This is a genomic window from Streptomyces sp. NBC_01276 (assembly GCF_041435355.1).
Classification (GTDB): Bacteria; Actinomycetota; Actinomycetes; order Streptomycetales; family Streptomycetaceae; genus Streptomyces.
In genome coordinates, this window is the sequence record NZ_CP108442.1 from 22,432 (window position 1) to 39,599 (window position 17,168).

Consider the following 17,168-nt stretch of genomic DNA (forward strand, 5'->3'; position numbering starts at 1 on the left):
GTTAAAGTCCGATGGCAAACGGTCAAGATCCAGCGGCACGGGACAACTGTCCTGTGCCATCGAACCTTGAGCGCGTGCCACCGAACTTTGATCGAAGCGGGCCGGCACGACTAGCTGTGCCACCTCATGACATTGGCGCCAGGGAACCGTGATCGGCGAAGTCGTGGCCCTCTTCAGGGAGGACGATGAGGACCCCTGATCCAGGAGGGTCCTCCATGGACGCTCTGCGGATGCGAGCTGTCCACTCAGGAGCGGGCCACTGGGTGTCACTGTCCCAGCGGATCCCCGCGAGGTTGACCTCAACAAGATCCACGGTGGTGAGGTCGGCGCCAACGAAGTCACTTGCCGCGTCGATCAGATTGTCATGAGCTTCGGTGAAGTCGCGGGCGAGTTCGTGGACGACGTCTAGGGCACGGTCGCCGACGTGGTCGGGTTCGGGGGCACGAACAAGGCTGAGGGCATGGACGACGCTGAGGGCATGGATGATGCTCAGGTCGAGGTTGCGGGCGCGGTTGCGGGCGCCGGCTCGGGTGCGGACGTGGAAGCGGGCACGGTCGAGGGCGCTGTCGAGGTCGCGGACGAGGTCGCGGGCGAGGTCGAGGTCGAGGTCGCGCACGAGGTCGAGGTCGATGTCGATATCGAGGTCGCGGACGATGTCGAGGTCGCGGTCGCGGTTGCGGGATCGGGCGAGAGCGAGGTCGAGGGCTCTGTCGAGGTCGCGGTCAAGGTCGCGGGCGGGGTCGGGGCCGAGGTCGAGGTCAAGGTCAAGGTCGCGGGAGCGCGCGAGGTCGCGGACGAGGTCGCGGACGAGGCCGTGGGCGAGGCCGAGGTCGAGGCCGAGGTCGAGGACGCGGTCGCGGTTGAGGGCTGTGGCAGCAGACTCCAGGGAACGTGCGACGGCCAGCAGGTCATGGCGACGCTGGAGCCGCTCCTGTGGAGTCACGGACTTCCAGCGAGCCGCTGCGCCAGCCAGGCTCAGCCTGCTGGCGCGGTGTTGGGCCGGATCGGTCTGGGCTGTTTCACGAGGGCGGGGAACAGCCTGAACTGGAGCGGAAGGAGACATGGCAGGACTATCCGGCGCGAACAGGCCGGAAGTCTTCAGGGGAGGCCGGAAGCCGGGAGAACGCCGTGAGAACACAGCCAGCAAGCGGCCCACGAAGGACTCGGCAACAATCGTCACGCTGCACCTCCTGCGGCCGTCGGATCCTGTTGCCCGACAACGCCGGCGTCCGGCTGTGGAATCCCTGCTGAAGGACTACCCGTCTGGGGTCCCGGCAGAGCGCCATTCGACTGCCCAGGGCCAGACTGCTGAGTGTTTTGCTGGAGGGCCTGAGTCTGTTGCCGTGCCTCCTCCACCACACCGCCCAGCGCAGCCCGACCGGCATGCTTCACCATCAACGGCACCAGCGTGGCGACCTTCTCGACAGCCGACAACGCGCCCAGCCCGATGAGAAGCGCCACCAGCGGGTTCGTGCTCTGCGGATAGGCCGCCGCCACAGCACCCGTCAGGGCACCGCTGACGAACAGCCGCAGCACCCCGGCGAACACATACGCTTTCCAACCGGGTGCGGGCAGTTGCTCCTCGCCGGGCCGCACATCGGCTCTGCGCTGGGGCGGATCGATGGTGTCCGACTGGACGTTCCACGGCATCTGACGGTGCCATCTGACGGCCCTGATGATGTCGACGGCCTCCATCGAGGCACCGCCTGCCATTCCCACCACCGCCGCTATGAGCCAATCCATGGTCCGAGGCTAGAGGGCATCGTGCTGGGGGGAAGCAGATCGGCGTAACCAACGTGCTGATACCGACCAGAACAACTGGCGTCTGAGCCTCCGCCGCGTTCAGATCACGCCGAGGGCAACCGTGGCGATCACCAACAGGAGAGCCGCCCCAAGCCCCACCGCTATCCAGCCGAGATCGCAGTCATCCCCCACCACGGTGGATCGCCTTCCATGGCACACCTCCAACGGATCAACGTGTGCCAAGCACGACGACGGACTCTGGATTCTGGTCCCACGATTCGGAGTCCTCAAAGTTCAATGGCACGCGCTCAAGGTTCGATGGCACAGGACAACAGTGTCCTGTGACATCAAAGTCTGAGCCCGTGCCATCGAAGTTTGGCTGACGCTGGTACCTGCGCACCGGCGCCAGGGCAGATGGCGATGCAGGGCTTCTCCGGCCGTCGACGCGAGGACGGGCCCAATACGACTCAGCTGTCTGGACCGCAGACGGTGCCACCGGACTGCTGGCGGGAGTACCGGACGATGGCTTCCTGCGAGGTTGATGGCGTGCTGCCGTCGACGGGGGTGCGGCTGTAGGAGGCGATGATGGAGCCCTCAGTGACGGCGTCCAGAACACCCTCCCAGGGGATGGTGTAGCTGACGGAGGTGGTGTCAGCGGTGACGTTCACGACGCCCTGAGTCTGCGCGGCCACACTTTGCCCGTCGGTGTCACCACAGACCGTGACGTCGAAAGTGACTTTGTCGCCGGTCGTGAACGGTATGTGGTCCACCACGACGAGGACGCCATTCCAGGGCTCCTGCCGACAGCCGATCAAGCCGGGGGCCTCCTCGAAGGGAAACTCCGGGAAGTCGAGTTCGATCGACACGCAGGCTCCTGGCTGTCGGAGAGGCTGGCCGGATGGGCGGCTCCCGCAGCGCCCCATACCGCTCAAACTTCGATGGCACGAACCTACTGATGATCAACCTTCGTTGGCAATGATCAACCTTCGCCGTCACAGGACAGTTGGACTGGTCTAGGGCCGAGGGGACACGCCGCACTCGACTGCGAATTCGAACGTGCGCTCACATGGGAGTGACGCGTTCCGATCTCCCCAGGAGTCCGCCACGGCCGCCCCCGAATCCCCCGCCAGACCCCAGCCCGTCACCCGGGTGCCCAACCAGACCGGCCCTTGCGCCCGGAGCCACGCCCCGACATGCAGGTACCGGGTCGGCGCCTCATCTCTCGGCTGGGGTCGTGATCAGTCCGCGCCGATATGGGTGTGCAGGTCAGGACCGGTACCCAGAGCGCTCTGGGGCAGTACGACCGGACCATCTACGGCCCCGGTACCCCCGACAACGGGGTACCGGGGCCACGTTAATCGTGCCCGCGTTCCTGGCAGAAGATGAGAAACCCGGCGATATTCTCTCTTCGAAATCGTACGGCCCTCTCATTCGGGTCGGCACGGGCTACCCACGCCCTAGCCAGACCCGCACGGGGCCAGGCCGCCCAGAGCTACGGGACGTCGCCCCGCCACACGAACCGGCCGACGTCGCCGGATCCCCCTCCGGCCGGCTCATAGTCGGACCGGCCACCCGGCCCGAACCGGCCGTGATCCGACATCAGCACCGCCCCGTCCACGATCTCCTGCGGGGGCCCGCCCAGCAGCTCCACGTACGCGCGGCCCTCCTCCGGCCCCTGGCCCTGCCCATCCGACTCGTCCCCGTACACCCGCCGCCCCACCCAACGCTCATCCATGCACCCCACCCTCCCACCTCCCGCCAGCACCCGTGCGCCGGTGTCCGGCCTGCCTCCGGACGGGTGAACTCCGGCCCTACGGGGGCGGATCCGGGCTCGGTACTGGTGGGGTCTCCTATTCAACTGTCGCCAGTTCCTCGGGAAACCCACCCTGCTGGTGACTGCGTGTGGTCGCCAGCTGAGTGTCGGCTCCAGTTCCCTCGGCTTCGGGCCGCATGGATTTCGGTCATTGAAGGTTGTTCCTCTGGTCTGAGGCTGACAGTGCGGCGATGTTGTGGTCTTGCACGTCGCCCTCGGGTGCGCGACGGCGGAGACAGAAGGGGGAGATCCGATGGACACCGGGGATTTCGTGCGGGTGGTGGGGCGCCGTGCCGCGCTGCGGTACGCGCTGGCGGGGATCGTGGCCGCTACCGTGGCCGCCTGCTCGGGTAACGGTTCCACCAGCGTCAGATTCCAGACCCTGGGGGCGTTCCTGAAGGGCAGCTGGGAGTTCGAGGCCGAGAACGGCGCGGGGGCACGGATCGTCGTGTCCGAAGACGGGCGGTGGCTGATGAGCGGCGTGGGCACGGACACTCCGTGGTCGGAGAAAGGTAACTGGTCCTTCGAGGGGGGCAGCCTCTCCGTGACGCTTGAGCGGCGCACCCCGTACGTGGTCCACGACGTTCCCGAGAAGGTGGAGAAGGCACTCGGGGGCAGGTACACCCTGTCGGGGGGACTGATCGACGGCCAGGACGCGGGCTACTCAAAGATGCGGGTCAGCGGATCCAACGACAAAGTGGTGCTGACGTTCCCCGAATACGCGGACGACAGGCCCCGGGTGGTCACCTGCACTCGGGTGGAGGCCCACGAGGCGCCCTGAGCCCTGGCCGACTCCCCGCAGGTTCCGGCTGGCAGATTACTGGTGTTCGTATTCAACTGTCGCCAGTTCCCCGAGGGACCCAGCCCGCTGGTGACCGTGCATGATCCCCGGAGGCGTATCGGCTCCATGTCCCGCCAACCTCGTTGCGGAGCCGGGTGGTGGTGTTGTCGTGGTAGCCGAGTGCGTCCCCGACGACGGGGGCGGGCATCTCCAGGAGCTGCTGTCGGATCGCGGCGCCGCGGGCGGCGGCCACCGGGACACCGATCTCATTGAGGAGTGCGGACAGGCGGTCAGGGCGGAAAGGCTGGCCGGCCCGGCGGCCGGGGAACAGCCAGGGGGACGCCTGGTTGGTGGCGGTGTTCATGTGGTCGCGGTCGGCGATGTAGTCCCGTAGCAGGGAGGCGGCGGGTTCGGGGACGGGTGAGGGGTAGTAGAGCGGAGTATCGGTTGGATCATGATGCACCGCCGCCTCGCCCGCGACTACGAGACCCTCACCACCAGCTCCGAAGCCATGATCCACATAGCCTCGATCGACAACCTCGCCAAGCGCGTAACGGACGAAACCACACCCACCTGGCAAGGAACGTACTAGGGTATCAAAGGGCAATTCGCCCACTTCAAACGCCCTCTAAAAGAGCGTTTTATCCCATCGGGGGTGTTTGGTAAGTCGTGCGGTGCCGGCGGCTTGGGGCCATGCGCGGAGGCGTGTGAGGATCCGCCCGTGGAGTGTGATGTGTGTGGACGGGCGATGTGGCGATGGCCGGCGCTGCCGAGTGCGTGGGTAGAGGAGATCTGGTCGTGTTCCTGGTGCCACGCCGTCACCCAGTGGGTGGTGAGTGGTTCGAGGTCTCGCGGCCGTCGTACTTGCCCGTGGAGATGCGCTGGGAGAGGGCCGTCGCGGATGGCCTTCCCGCCGAGGTCTCCCACGCCTTCGGCATTTTCGGCAGGACGCTCTGCGGAATCCAGGAAGCCGGGATGTCGCCGTCCGAGTACTGGTGGCTGCCCGAACGGGAGAACGCTTGTGGCGCCTGCCGGGAAGCGGCGGGGGTCATCGATGACCGCTGGCTGCAGGCGATGAGGGGCGAGGACGCGCGGGTCAGCGTGGCCCGGCGGCTATGAGTCCTTCCAGTTCGGAGTCGACTCTCGTGTGAGCCTGCGGCTCATCAGGTCGATCATCGCGATGCGGATCATCGCTTCGGAGCGGTGCGGCTGGGTTTCGTAGTCGCGGGCGAGGCGGCGGTGGTGCATGAGCCAGCCGAAGGTCCGCTCGACGACCCAGCGCCGCGGGATGACCTTGAAGCCCTTCTGGCTTGGGTCGCGGCGGGTGACCTCCACGTCGATGCCGAGGGTGGCGCCGTGGTCGATGGCCTTGGTCCGGTAGCCGGTGTCGGCCCAGGCCTTGGTGATCCTGGGGTGGGCCTTGGCAAGGTCTGAGAGCAGGTGGATGCCGCCGGCGTTGTCGGAGACGCTGGCCGCGGTGACCCAGACCGCGAGGAGGAGGCCGAGGGTGTCGACGCCGATGTGGCGCTTGCGGCCTGCGATCTTCTTGCCCGCACCTGCGAGGAGCGCACCCCGGTGGTGCAGCCGTAGATCAGCAGCCGGAGCATCAGGCGCGGGTCGTAGGGTGGGTAGCCGCGCTTCTCGGTGTAGTCGGCCAGGACCCGTCCCAGGTCGAGCACATCGTCTACCAGGTCGGCGACGAACCGGGCCAGGTGTCCCTCGGGCAGCCAGTCGTCCAGCGACGGTGGCAACAGCAGGACCTGATGCGGGTCGAACGCCCGGAAGGTCTTGTCCACCGCCGCCGGACGGCGCTGCGGCCGCTTCGCCTCGACGGGCTCGGCCTCGAGCAGCCCATCCTCACCACGCATACCGGGATCATCCCGTACGAAAGATCACGAGACACAGGTGGGTTGCCGGTCACAGAGACACGCTCCTAGCGGCGCAGGAAGGTCCCGCCGTCGATGACCCAGAGGCTGGCCGGAACCGCGCCGCACTTGACGACTTCGGAGTGCATCTGGGGGTTGGTCCGGTTCCAGCCGACCCGGCGCTGGTGCTGCTCGTCGGTCGGGTAGAAGGTGAGGCCGGCCTCGGGGTGCTGGCCCTCCTCGAAGAGGTACGGCTCGCCCCCGAGCGGGGTGACCACGGTCCGCGAGATGGGCCCGGTCACGGTGATGGCGCCGTTCCCGTCGACGGTCAGGCAGTCGACGTCGAACTCGGCCCGGATGGTGCCGGTCTTCTCGAACACGTGCTGCACCACGACGTGCCCCCGGGCGTGGCCGTCGACCGTACGGGCGCTGACCCGCGCGGTGAGCCGCTCGCCTGGGTTGGGGCCCGGGCCGTGCTAGTTGAGCAGGGTCCAGCTGTGCAGCGCGAGGTGCTGGGCCGGTAGGGGGTGGCCGGTGTGGGCGCGGCCGCGGCGGTGCCGGCCGCGAGGGCCACGGCCGCAGTGGTGAGCGCGATGGCGATGGTGAGCTCTCGCATGGTCAATCCTCAGTGGAGAGAGGGGAGTCGGGCTGCTTCCCGACTGCCTCCAACCTCCCAGCTCACCCCCGGTCGCGGCCTCCGCCACTGGGAGGAACCAGCCCCCCCCCAGCGGGGGAACCGCTCCTCCTCCGCCCGACTTACCGAGTGGCATGTCACCGCGCGGCGTGGCGTATCGCGTCCAGGGCGAGGGCGGCCGCGGCCAGGGCGGCGGCGAGGCCCGCGACCGCTGCCGGGGCCGCTGCCGGGGCCGGGGCCGGGGCACGCTCCCCGGTGACGCCGAGGAAGTCCGGCCCGGAGACGTGGTTGACCATCCCGTACCAGAGCATCGGGTCCCCGGCCACGTCACGAGCCCTGCCGACCGGACACACCCGGCGGGCAGGCCCCGCCAGCCCCACATGCCCTGACGAGCCCGCCGCGACCGATCCGCCGATCACGGGAGCGGAGCCGCTTGCTCGTCACTGACCCACTCTCCTAGCGGGAGCCGCTGCGGAAACCCGGATAGCCCAGGATGAGGACCTTCTCCGCCGGGTTCCGGACGTAGAGGATCACCTTCCCGGTGTCCTCGAAGCCGAGCCGCCGGTAGAAGGCCAGCGCGCGCCCGTTGTTCTCGTTGACGCCGAGGGTCAGCCGCCGGGCGTCGGTGTGCTCGCGCGCGTGGCGGATGGCCGCGTGCACGAGTTCTGCGGCGGGGCCGGTGGTGCCGCGATGAGCCGGGGCGACGTAGACGGAACGGACGCACAGGGTGTCGGGGACGTCGGGGACGGGTTCGACCCCGGCGACCCCCACCCAGTTCCCGGTCTGGTCACGGACCGTGAAGGTGGTGCGTTCCCGGGTGGCGGCCTCGGCGGCGGCCTGTTGCTGCCAGTAGCGGTCCGGACGGGCGGCGGTGTCCTCGTAGGAGAGGTTGAAGGCCTCGGGGGAGTCGCGGAGCGCTTCCAGCGTGATCTCGCGGAGTTCCCGCCACTCCTCGGCGGTGATACGGCGAACGACGTAGTGCATGCGCCGAGCCTGGCACGGTCGCCGCAGGGCGGGATCACACGTGAGGATGATCTTCGCTCCGGACCTCCCCCGTTGTGGGGAGGCCACGCGACCGGCGGATCAGAGCCTCCCGGCGGTTGTGTCCGGCGCGGTTGTGTCAGGCTGGTGGAGGAGCACTGCCGAGGATCGGGAGGCTCATGATGGCCGAGAGATCACCCGGACCCCCGGGGGCCGCAGCCGCTTGGAGAGGATCTCGGCGAACCCTGCCTGGGCGCTCTTGGCCGCGTAGAAGGCGTCGTGTGCTTCCGAGCGGTGATGACCGGCCGTTCCGCAGGCGGAGACCATGTTTTGCCACTGCTACGGCACCGGGCGGGCGCATCCCCTATGGGAGGTGGAGGCCGAGGAGCCTGAGAGCCTGGGCATGAACCGTTCCGACTTTCCTGCCGGTGTTTTACTGGCCGGGGATCAGTCGGCTCCAGGTTCTGTGTCAGCGTAGTGTGCTGCCTCGAACTCGGTAGGGCTGATCATGCCCAGACTCGAGTGCAGGCGCCGGTTGTTGTACCACTCGAGCCAGGAGGCGGTGGCGTACTCGACGTCGGAGACGGTTCTCCAGGGGCCGTCGTGGAAGACGCTGGTGCGGATGCATTCGGACTTGTAGAGACCGTTGATGGTCTCCATCAGGGCGTTGTCGTAGGCGTCGCCGACGCTTCCGGCCGAGGGGTGGATGCCCTTGAGCTTCAGATGTTCGGTGAACCGCACGCTCGTATATTGCGAGCCCGCATCCGAGTGACATATGAGCTGGTCTCGCCCGACCGGGGTGCCCTCGTGTCCGCGACGCCAGAGCGCCATCCGCAGTGGCACGTCGACCAGCTCCACGTCACGTTTCACGGAAGCGTGCCAGCCCACAATCTTCTGGGAGAAGCAGTCCACGATGACCGCCCGGCTGTCGGCCGGGTTCGGCACTGTCGTTCTGGGTCTCTTCCCGCGCACGACGCCGGCCAGGCCGAGTGAGCGCATGGCCCGGTCGACGGCTCCGAACCCGGCCTCAGGCAGGCGGGTGCGACGGATGAGAGCCAGCATTTTGCGCCGGCCATAGAGGCCCTCGGGAGCCAGCACACGCTTCCCGGCGCCGTTGGTGGTGAAGGCCAGCTCGCGGACGGTGTCCTCGACCAGGGCGTCGCTCATGGTGCGGGCCGCGGGTGCACTCGCACCGACGGCTGGGGTGCACCAGGCTCGTAAGGTTCGTGCCGCGATCTTCAGTCCTGCGGTGTCCAGGGCGATGAGGATCGACTCGACGGCATGACCGGCTGCCTTCATCTGGTCGACGAAGGCGACGATCAGCGGTTTCGGGGGTCGGGTTCCCCCGCGAAGAAAATCGTCGCCGGCTTCAGCACCTCGTTGACCTCGCGCAGCCGCTTGTTCTCCGCCCGCAGCCTGCGCAGTTCCTCGCGTTCGTCGCTGGTCACGCCAGCGGTGACGCCGGTGTCGATCTCGGGCTGAGCCACCCAACGACGCACGGACTCCCGCGAGACGCCGAGCGACTCGGCGACCTGGACATGGACAGCCCGCTCGGTGGAATACTCCGACCGATGCTGGGTCACCAAACGCACAGCCTGGCTACGAAGCGCGGGATCAATCTTCTTGGGCACGTGTCCCATCCTCTCTGATGGCTCACAACGGAGCGGCAGAGAAGTCGGAACGGTTCACTCACTGTCTCTCAAACCACTGTCCCGAACCCGAGAGATCGCAACTGGCGCAACGGCGAAAAACTCATCCCCACCACCTGGCTCGACACCAACCCCATCCCGTAGTAGCCCCCGCCACCACATAAGCGTTGCCCCTCCAGGGTGAGGACAGCTTTGGTGATGACGGTCATGCGGTTGGGACTGATGCGGGATCTCCGGAAGATCTGCCAGGACTTCAGCCGTGCCATGCCGCGTTCGACCGGTGCCCGGGCTGCGGCCAGGGCTCGGTTGACGGTGCGCTGGGTGAGGTGAGCTCGCCGCCCGGTGGCCGTTTGAGTCCGGTGGTGACCCAGGAGCCGGCACCCGTGTAGGCACGGTCGGCGAACAGGGGCCCACCCCGGCGCGGTTCACATCCTGTCGGGGGCGGGGGACGAGCGGCGAGGCCCCCACCTGTCTTGGTAGGGGGTCTCGTCCAGTAGCGGCGCGGGCGGAGTTGCTGCCCTTCGCGGGCTCAACTGCTCTTGTACATCGCGACCGTGAAGCTGACCTTCTTACCGTTGTGGTAGTCGGTGCTGTCCCACACCGAGATGTGAGACCTGTCCTGCATCCGCAGCTGCAGCACCTCATCGGCGTTGCTCCAGTTGTACCCGACGAACTGGAAGTTCGGCTCGGGACTGTCTCCCATTCTCCTGTTTCCCCAGCTGCAGATATGCGACGAGTCGTTCTCGCAGATGTCCCAGGCCCTGGCGTACAGGTGGCAGTCCTCTCCCTGCCACACGTCGATACGCTTCAGCCTCGCGTCGGACGAGCGCCACGTTCCGTTGAACCGGTTGGCAGAGCACGAGGCGGCTGCTTCTTTCGTCGAGGTGACGGTGAGCACCACCGAGAGGGAGAGCGTCAGGGCGGCCGTCAAGAGCACGGCCATGATCTGGCGTAGTGGAATGCGGGCAGACGAGACCTGTGTCATCGTGAACCTCCGATAGCGGGTCGCAGCGCGGGGCATCCCGTCGTCACACGACGCGTCGTCCCCCTACTTCGGCTGAACGCCACCCATTCGGGCCCGGATCATTTAGCCCTTTACCCCCTGCCTATTCCAGAGCAGCACTCCGCAAGCCTGATCGCAAGTCGGCAGGATTTTACATTTCGCGCACGATTCAATGATTAATGCGATCCAAAGCGGATTGGTCAATGAACCCTTTTCATCCCGCCTCTGACGGAGTGAAGGTGCTGGTCAGGCAGGTCGGTGGTGAAAGGGCAGGGCCCCTGGTCGTTGGCGTGGTGACTTCACTCAACACACCGGCGTCCGAGGGGCCCTGTTGGTTCCGTTTTCTTCCACGCTCGATGTCCCGCATGAGCTGGTCGAGCATGTCTCCTGGCTGATCCATGCCCGTCGGCAGGAGCTGAAATCTCCATGGCGGCGCGTGGGTTGCTTCAAGCAGGCCCTCCTGGCCCTGGCGCATCTACGGAAGAACGAGATGTTCCCGCAGCTCGCGGTGGGTTTCGGGGTCTCCACGGCGACGGCCTGGCGGTACGTCGACGAGACCCTGGACGTCCTGGCGGCGTGGGCGCCCGGCCTGCACGAGGCTCTCGTCGGGCTGGGTGAGGGCGACTTCGTCATCGTTGACGGCACCCTCGTCGGCACCGACCGCGTCCGCGCGGACGAGCCGTACTACTCGATGAAGCACCGCCGCCACGGGATGAACGTGCAGGCCATCGCACGGCCGGACGGCACACCCCTGTGATTCTCCCGCGCTCTGCCCGGCCGCACCCACGACCTGACCGCGGCCCGAGCCCACGGCATCGTCCAAGCCTGCCTCACCCGCCAGATCCTCATCCTCGCGGACCGCGCCTACCACCAACCGCATCAGCCGGATCGTCCAGGCCGTTCACACCCTCCTGACCTGCGAATATTCAGGCTTCACCGACGTCATCACCGACCTCGAAAACGCCCTCGACCTCCACCACCACAAACCCGACACCCTCCCCCGCCACGCGGTGTATCTCCACCAACGCACCGTCGGCCGCATCGGAAGCCTCACCAGACTCATCCGACAAGCCGCCATCACCGCCATCAGTGACGGCACCGAACACATCACCCGCACTCGACGCCATCCACCTCGACCACCACGCCGAAACCACGCACCAGCCAAGAACTCGCATCCCGACCCGCCGAACACCCCGCTGACCTGCACAAACACATCCCAGAACACAAGAACGCGCCTCGGTCCTTTAGACCGAGGCGCTACCTGCAACACCCCAGCTCACCGAACCACGGACACCGCAACTGCCCTCTCCCTCAGCGACAGCGCGGGCGGCGACGGCGAGGGCGTCGCCCAGCGGGCTGCGCAGGGTGAGCTCGCCCCCGCGGGCGACGATGACGCCGCCGACGTCCGCGAGGTCGAGCCGGTCAGCCCGGCACCAGCGGGTGGCCCCCCGCGATCTGGCGGCCCAGGCCGCGCGTGCCGCCGTACGGGTCCAGCCGCCCGAGCTGCGGGTCGCAGTGCGCCGGACGGCCGCGGAAGCAGGGGACCGGCCGGAGCGACGGGACGGCGCCCGGGTCACCAAGGCGACGTCCGGCGCGGCCGGTTGCCAAGCTCCCGCGGGGAATCACTGCTGGCAGCGTCCGAAGTCCACGACGTAGGTGCCGGTGTTGGACGACGATGCGCCAGCCGGGTCCGCCGCTCCGGGCAGGGCCGCCGCGCCGATGTCGCGCAGGGACGGCTTGAGGATGATGGCGCGATGGCCGGGGCTGTTCATCCACCAGTTGACGGCGGCCTGCGGGGTTCCCGATCCGGCCCAGCCGGTGTACGTGATCTCACTGAACTCCCACGACCGGGGGTTCGGGCAGTATGCGGCCGCCTGGATGCGGCTCTGCGGTGTCGAGCCGGTCTGGGGGTTGCGGTGGGAGTCCTTGCCCGGCCCCCACCACTTCAGCTGCACGGATGCGGCGGCATGCTGCTGGGCCGCGTTGGTCAGCGGCTGGTTGACGGTGAGGGCGGGCAGCCCGCGCTGTGTGCGCTGCGCGTTGATCAGGCAGATCACGGCAGCCCTCGCCTGGGCTTCCGTGCCGGCGGTCGGCGCCCGGTTGACAGCGGCCGGGTCACAGCCCGCGGCTGGTGCCGCAGCCGGGGCGACGGCCCGCTGCCCGTTGATATTGCCTGCCGCGGCGTACCGGCACACCAGAATCCAGCCCGTACTGCCCGCCACGGGCACGCCCTCTTTCACGCCGCAACCGACTGCCGTGGTCACTGACGCGGGAGACATCCATATCATCTGGGAGTAATGACCCCACGCACGGTAATTGGTGCCCGCGGACGCACTGCTGTTGATCGGGGCATTGTTGTCGGCGTCGAATTTGGGCTTCTCCGCCGTCCAGCTGAAACTCACGGAGGGGTCCAGTGCCATCAGCGGCCGCGCCGGGCCAGGGAAGGCATTGAAAAGGTTTTCACCCTCGTTGCCGTTGGTGTCACGGCTGCTGTGGTGCAGTCCGCCGCCCTGGCTGGATGCAGGGTCATCGGCCCACGCCTGCGCGTCACAGGCAAGCTTGGGGTTCCATGTGACAGAAACCACGGAGGAGCTGGGGCTGTACTTCTGGACGGCTGCCCGGCGCGCGTCGTTGTGAATACGGACCATCTCGGCAGCGTCGGCGGCGGATATCCGTGAGCCCGTTCCGGGCGGAGCGTTGGACGAGGGACAGGTGGGAGATTTCTCCTCGGAGGCAGGGGCCGAAGCGGCGCGTGCGTGGGGGGAGGCTGCCGATACCGGTCCCATTATGGCAAGGCCGCACACGAGCGCAGCCGTGGTTGCGAAAGGCTTTGGTTTCATGGAACACCCCGAATACGGGTAGGGGTTTCCCATGCGGGCGAAAATGCCGGGGTGCCGTATTCCGCACGCCCGGATCGACCGCACGTGGATGAAATCGGCGGGGAGGTCTCCGTACGCCGGACGATGAGATCATCGTCGCCCATTCGGCGCAGATCCACCCGCCGGGCCATCGGCCGATTACTCCACTCGGGTGAATGCGACGACTGTGGTTGCGATCAGCGTTCCCGCCTCGACACCCACCGCTACAGGGCCCAGCAGCCCGCGCCCAGGAGCAGCACGTTGTACGTGATGCCGCGCCCGCCCCACTGGTACCCGATGGGTCAGATCCAGGCCGCCACCGCCATCAGGACGGCGTTCAACAGCGCGAACGGGATCCAGGTCGGGGCAGCCTCCCCACCGGGGGCGCGGCGCCGTTCCGCCGCAACTGTGGATGTCGTTCCACGGCAGGGCCGTCCCCGCCCAGACCAGCACGAAGCAGCCCACGGCACGGAACAGCAGGGCCGGTAGGGGCTTCTCCCGGAGCGGAGCCGGGGCGGCAGGGTCGGGAGCAACGGCCGTTTCCGGACAGGGCGGTGCGCAAAGACCTCGCACGGTCGGAGGTGTCGTAGGGGTCACCACGGCACCGACCGGTAATTGCTAGCGAATTAGAGGTGTCGTTTTGCGAAGAGGGCTTGCCCATGACATCCGACCTGTGCGAATGCAAGTCACCAGCTCCAGGGATGCACACCACCGGTCCCCCGCCTAGTGCACCCCTCCAGCCCCCTTCCGGAGGTATTGTCAAATCCTGTGGACTGATCGGACCGCCCAATGACCGGTCGGTCAAGCAAGCGGCTTGCGGTAACGGACGTACTCGTTCTGCCGCCGGAACCCCACACTCTCGTAAAGATCGTAGGAGCGGTGCGGGTTTGACGTGCCCGTGAACAGCCGAGCGGTAGTTGCACCCTGTCCGCGAAGGCTCCGCAGCCCGTCCAGCAGCAGGGCCCGGCCGATTCCGATGCGTTGCTGGTCCGTCCGGACACTCAGCTCTTCGACCTCGCCTACGGTGTGGTCGTGACGGCGGATGCAGCAGAGGGCGACGCCGACCATGTCCTGGCCGTTCCATGCAGCTCTCCAGCATGCCGGGTCGGCGGTGTCGACGAAGTCCTGGAATGGCCATTTCTGAGTGAAACCGGTGTCCGCATACGAATCGACGACCGTCCTCCATGCTGCGCGGTAGTGGCTTGACTCGATCGGTCCCGTCCGTATCCCGGCCGGCAGTTCGATGCCCCGCTCGGGCAACTGCTGCAGATCGCCCAGCTCCAGCTCGACCAGGCTGAAGACACGTCGGTAGCCGGCTGCGAGCAGAAGCTCCGTGGCGTCGTGCTCGGAGGCCATGGCGTTCGCGCCGATCACTGCTGTCCGCGCCGTTCCATGCTGTTTGACGAGCTGGCGGATCCGTTCTTCGGCCCAGCTCAGCATGGCTGAGCCGATGCCCTGGCGGCGGTGCTCGGGCAAGAGGTAGCCGCGGTGCAGGTACAGGTGCGTGTCGTCCCGCTCTTGCCACCATCGGATCGTCGAGTAGCCGACGACGCTCCCGTCGTGCACCACCAGGATCTGGTTCTTGGACGGCTCCTCCAGCCTGGCAGAGGCTTCGGCGATCTCGGTCGCTGTCGGGAGTCCTTCCACAATCGAATGGGAGTCGACCTGGTCCCGTTCAGCACAACCCAGCCGCACCGTGGCCATGGGGCCGTGGTCTTCGTCGCCGCGATACGGCTGGAACCCGAAGCCGACCGGAAGGTCCTGTCCTGGCGCGCTAGTCGACATGGTCGGATGATCTCGAACTTCGGGGCAGGTCTGCCACCCTATTCACGCTGCGGTCGTCTGCGGCCGTTCGACGAGTCGGCCGCGTTCGAAGCGGGCCCCGGAGCGGACGAGGGCGAGGAGGTGGGGTGCGTTCACGGCCCGGCACCGCTGCTGGGGCGACTCGACGAGCTTGAACACCATGGCCAAGGCGGCGGCCGCGCTGCCGGCGCCCTTGGTGACCTTCGTGCGCAGCCGGACGGTGGCGAACGTGGACTCGATGGGGTTCGTCGTGCGCAGATGGATCCAGTGCGTGGGCGGGGAAGTCGTAGTACGCCAGCAGTTCGTCCACGTCATCGGTGATCTTCTTGACCGCCTTGGGCCACTTCGCGCCGTAGATTTTCTCAAACGCCGCGACCGCCACGAGCGCATGGTCGCCGTCCTCGGCGTTGTATATCTCTTGCAGGGCCTTCTTCGCGCCCGGCTGGGCGGACTTCGGGAGGCTGTCGAGCACATTTGCGATCTCGTGAACCCAGCACCTCTGATGGCAGGTCTCGGGGAACACCTCAGCCAGGGCCTTCCAGAAACCGAGCGCGCCGTCGCCGACCGCCAGGACGGGAGCGCGCATCCCTCGCCGCCGGCAGTCGCGCAGCAGGTCGGCCCAGGAGCCGGCTGATTCGCGGTAGCCGTCGCTCGTGGCGATCAGCTCCTTGGTGCCGTCCGCGCGCACACCCATCAGCACGAGCACGCACGACTTCGCCTGCTGCCGGCGTATGCGCAGGTGGATGCCGTCGGCCCATGCGTAGACACAGTCGCTGCCGAACAGATCTCGCTCGCCGAACACTTGGTGGTCGGCCTGCCACTGCTGGGTCAGCCGGGTGACCGTCGCCGGTGACAGACCCGCCGAGCTGCCGAGGAACTGCTCCAGGGCGGGCACGAAGTCGCCGGAGGACAGGCCGTGCAGGTAGAGCAGCGGCAGCACCTCGCTGGTCTTCGGGGACTTGCGGCACCACGGCGGCAGGATCGCGGAGGAGAACCGCTCGCGCTCGCCCGTGGCCTCGTCGACGCGCTTGTCGTTCACCCGTGGCGCCTTCACCTCGACCACGCCGGCCGCGGTGGTGACCTGCCGGGGCTGGTGGAAGCCGTTGCGCACCACCAGACGGCGTCCGTTGCCGCCGCGCGCCCTCTCGGACGATCTCGTCAATCAAGGAGGAGCCCTTGGCGGTGGTGCCGTCATCGTTCACTACGCTGAGGACGGATGTGCCTTCCCGGCCGGCGCTGCGAACACCGGTCTTGCTCGGTGGCCCATCGATCAATCACCCGGGAAGGCCCGTCCTCCCGAGCCGGTCCACAGGTCCTGAGCATTGCTCGTCCCCGCCGTCGGTGCCTCCTCTAACGAGAGCAACTCCTGACGAATGATCTACTGCGCAGACAGTCGCCCATGAGCTGTACGAGTCCCCCGAGCGCGAGGCACACCAGCCCTTTGACCTGCTACTTCAAGTTGGCGGAGGCCGACTCTGCGGAGTCCACTGAGTGGAGTGGCGCCCACCGGGTGGAGTCCACTGGGGGGATTCCACTCGATGAGCTCCACCCGCTCGGTACCGGGCGGTCCACTCGGTGGACGGTGCCCGGCGTCGTCGCCACAGCCAGGCGTTCGAGTGCCGCATCCGGGACAGGGCGCGGGCGTCGCGGCGCGCGGCGGCGCTGCCGATGCGGTTCTGCCGGGGCCGGGGCCGGCGCGCTTGGGCGCCGTAGAAGCGGCGTACCCCGGCTGCCTTGAGCCGCTTGTGCTGCTTGGCCATCTCCGCCTACCTCGCCTTGATGGGTTTCGACTTCCGGGACCGTTTCCAGATCGACGTCCAGTCCGGCGCCGGACCGTACGTGGCGGCGCGTTCCTGGGCAGCTGTCTTCAGCCGGGCGGCGACGGCTTCGGTCCTCGGGTCCGGCGACGGTGTGGCGGTCATGCGACTCTTCCGGTGGGTGGGGTCCGGCCCGGCGCCGGCTGGACAGGCTGACGGGCTCCCGGCGGCGGGGCCGGGGCGGGTTGAGGCGTGGGGCGGCGGGCGGCGGCTCGTTCCCG

At 67.6% G+C, this 17,168-nt stretch carries 16 protein-coding genes and 7 pseudogenes; 4 read left to right on the forward strand and 19 right to left on the reverse strand.

The genetic code is table 11. The annotated features are described in order from the left end of the window. Positions 1 to 124: 124 nt before the first annotated feature. From OG295_RS00120 to OG295_RS00135, 4 genes are all read right to left on the reverse strand, one after another. Positions 125 to 943 (reverse strand): hypothetical protein, encoded by an 819-nt coding sequence (locus OG295_RS00120; protein WP_371674890.1) that lies wholly within the window; start codon positions 941 to 943, stop codon positions 125 to 127. Between the two features lie 233 nt (positions 944 to 1,176). Beyond that, positions 1,177 to 1,743 (reverse strand): hypothetical protein, encoded by a 567-nt coding sequence (locus tag OG295_RS00125; protein ID WP_351036797.1) that lies wholly within the window; start codon positions 1,741 to 1,743, stop codon positions 1,177 to 1,179. A 467-nt stretch (positions 1,744 to 2,210) separates the two neighbouring features. After that, the gene (locus tag OG295_RS00130; protein ID WP_351037069.1) at positions 2,211 to 2,609 is read right to left on the reverse strand and encodes a hypothetical protein; all 399 of its coding nucleotides are present in this window, start codon (positions 2,607 to 2,609) and stop codon (positions 2,211 to 2,213) included. Positions 2,610 to 3,235: 626 nt separating this feature from the next. Continuing rightward, a complete protein-coding gene (locus OG295_RS00135; RefSeq protein ID WP_371674891.1) occupies positions 3,236 to 3,478 on the reverse strand; it encodes a hypothetical protein in 243 nt (80 codons plus the stop codon). Positions 3,479 to 3,809: 331 nt separating this feature from the next. Between OG295_RS00135 and OG295_RS00140 the strand changes: the two genes are divergently transcribed. Continuing rightward, on the forward strand, positions 3,810 to 4,337 hold the full coding sequence (locus OG295_RS00140) for a hypothetical protein (RefSeq protein WP_371674892.1): 528 nt from the start codon (positions 3,810 to 3,812) through the stop codon (positions 4,335 to 4,337). A 52-nt stretch (positions 4,338 to 4,389) separates the two neighbouring features. Here the strand turns inward: OG295_RS00140 and OG295_RS00145 are convergent, their stop codons facing one another. After that, positions 4,390 to 4,800, reverse strand: a complete 411-nt coding sequence (locus tag OG295_RS00145) for a hypothetical protein (protein ID WP_371674893.1) — start codon at positions 4,798 to 4,800, stop codon at positions 4,390 to 4,392. On the opposite strand from OG295_RS00145, the pseudogene OG295_RS00150 reads away from it, so the two are divergent. Together OG295_RS00150 and OG295_RS00155 are read left to right on the forward strand one after the other, a co-directional pair. Next, positions 4,765 to 4,929: pseudogene (locus OG295_RS00150) on the forward strand (IS5/IS1182 family transposase); the annotation flags it as partial. The gene OG295_RS00145 and the pseudogene OG295_RS00150 overlap by 36 nt on opposite strands. 206 nt (positions 4,930 to 5,135) lie before the next feature. Beyond that, a complete protein-coding gene (locus tag OG295_RS00155; RefSeq protein ID WP_371674894.1) occupies positions 5,136 to 5,456 on the forward strand; it encodes a hypothetical protein in 321 nt (106 codons plus the stop codon). On the opposite strand, the pseudogene OG295_RS00160 reads toward OG295_RS00155, so the two are convergent. The 9 genes and pseudogenes from OG295_RS00160 to OG295_RS00200 all read right to left on the reverse strand — a co-directional run. Beyond that, positions 5,451 to 5,891, reverse strand: a pseudogene (locus OG295_RS00160) (transposase); the annotation flags it as partial. The gene OG295_RS00155 and the pseudogene OG295_RS00160 sit on opposite strands and share 6 nt — an antisense overlap. Further along, positions 5,879 to 6,187 (reverse strand): annotated as a pseudogene (locus OG295_RS00165) (transposase); the annotation flags it as partial. The pseudogenes OG295_RS00160 and OG295_RS00165, both read right to left, overlap by 13 nt. An 83-nt stretch (positions 6,188 to 6,270) precedes the next feature. Next, complete coding sequence (locus OG295_RS00170; protein WP_371674895.1) at positions 6,271 to 6,594, reverse strand: hypothetical protein; 324 nt, start codon at positions 6,592 to 6,594, stop codon at positions 6,271 to 6,273. Positions 6,595 to 6,973: 379 nt separating this feature from the next. Further along, positions 6,974 to 7,162, reverse strand: a complete 189-nt coding sequence (locus OG295_RS00175; RefSeq protein WP_371674896.1) for a hypothetical protein — start codon at positions 7,160 to 7,162, stop codon at positions 6,974 to 6,976. A 130-nt stretch (positions 7,163 to 7,292) separates the two neighbouring features. Then, on the reverse strand, positions 7,293 to 7,820 hold the full coding sequence (locus OG295_RS00180; protein WP_371674897.1) for a GNAT family N-acetyltransferase: 528 nt from the start codon (positions 7,818 to 7,820) through the stop codon (positions 7,293 to 7,295). Between the two features lie 186 nt (positions 7,821 to 8,006). Further along, positions 8,007 to 8,144, reverse strand: a pseudogene (locus OG295_RS00185) (SDR family NAD(P)-dependent oxidoreductase); the annotation flags it as partial. Between the two features lie 120 nt (positions 8,145 to 8,264). Then, a protein-coding gene (locus OG295_RS00190; RefSeq protein WP_371674898.1) for an IS3 family transposase occupies positions 8,265 to 9,448 on the reverse strand; the annotation gives its coding sequence in 2 pieces (ribosomal slippage) (positions 8,265 to 9,175 and positions 9,175 to 9,448; 1,185 coding nt in all). Positions 9,449 to 9,630: 182 nt separating this feature from the next. Further along, positions 9,631 to 9,959: pseudogene (locus OG295_RS00195) on the reverse strand (transposase family protein); the annotation flags it as partial. A 36-nt stretch (positions 9,960 to 9,995) separates the two neighbouring features. Further along, positions 9,996 to 10,451 (reverse strand): hypothetical protein, encoded by a 456-nt coding sequence (locus OG295_RS00200; RefSeq protein ID WP_371674899.1) that lies wholly within the window; start codon positions 10,449 to 10,451, stop codon positions 9,996 to 9,998. Positions 10,452 to 10,759: 308 nt separating this feature from the next. Here OG295_RS00200 and OG295_RS00205 point away from each other — a divergent pair. After that, positions 10,760 to 11,337 (forward strand): annotated as a pseudogene (locus tag OG295_RS00205) (transposase family protein); the annotation flags it as partial. A 58-nt stretch (positions 11,338 to 11,395) separates the two neighbouring features. Here the strand turns inward: OG295_RS00205 and OG295_RS00210 are convergent. The 5 genes and pseudogenes from OG295_RS00210 to OG295_RS00230 all read right to left on the reverse strand — a co-directional run bounded on the left by OG295_RS00210 (position 11,396) and on the right by OG295_RS00230 (position 16,296). Continuing rightward, positions 11,396 to 11,596 (reverse strand): hypothetical protein, encoded by a 201-nt coding sequence (locus OG295_RS00210; RefSeq protein WP_371681424.1) that lies wholly within the window; start codon positions 11,594 to 11,596, stop codon positions 11,396 to 11,398. A gap of 117 nt (positions 11,597 to 11,713) precedes the next feature. After that, a complete protein-coding gene (locus tag OG295_RS00215; protein ID WP_371674900.1) occupies positions 11,714 to 12,046 on the reverse strand; it encodes a DUF1152 domain-containing protein in 333 nt (110 codons plus the stop codon). Between the two features lie 45 nt (positions 12,047 to 12,091). Further along, positions 12,092 to 13,117 (reverse strand): CAP domain-containing protein, encoded by a 1,026-nt coding sequence (locus OG295_RS00220; protein WP_371674901.1) that lies wholly within the window; start codon positions 13,115 to 13,117, stop codon positions 12,092 to 12,094. A 1,011-nt stretch (positions 13,118 to 14,128) separates the two neighbouring features. Further along, a complete protein-coding gene (locus OG295_RS00225; RefSeq protein ID WP_371674902.1) occupies positions 14,129 to 15,112 on the reverse strand; it encodes a GNAT family N-acetyltransferase in 984 nt (327 codons plus the stop codon). 42 nt (positions 15,113 to 15,154) lie between these two features. Continuing rightward, a pseudogene (locus OG295_RS00230) lies at positions 15,155 to 16,296 on the reverse strand (IS256 family transposase). Positions 16,297 to 17,168 lie beyond the last annotated feature (872 nt).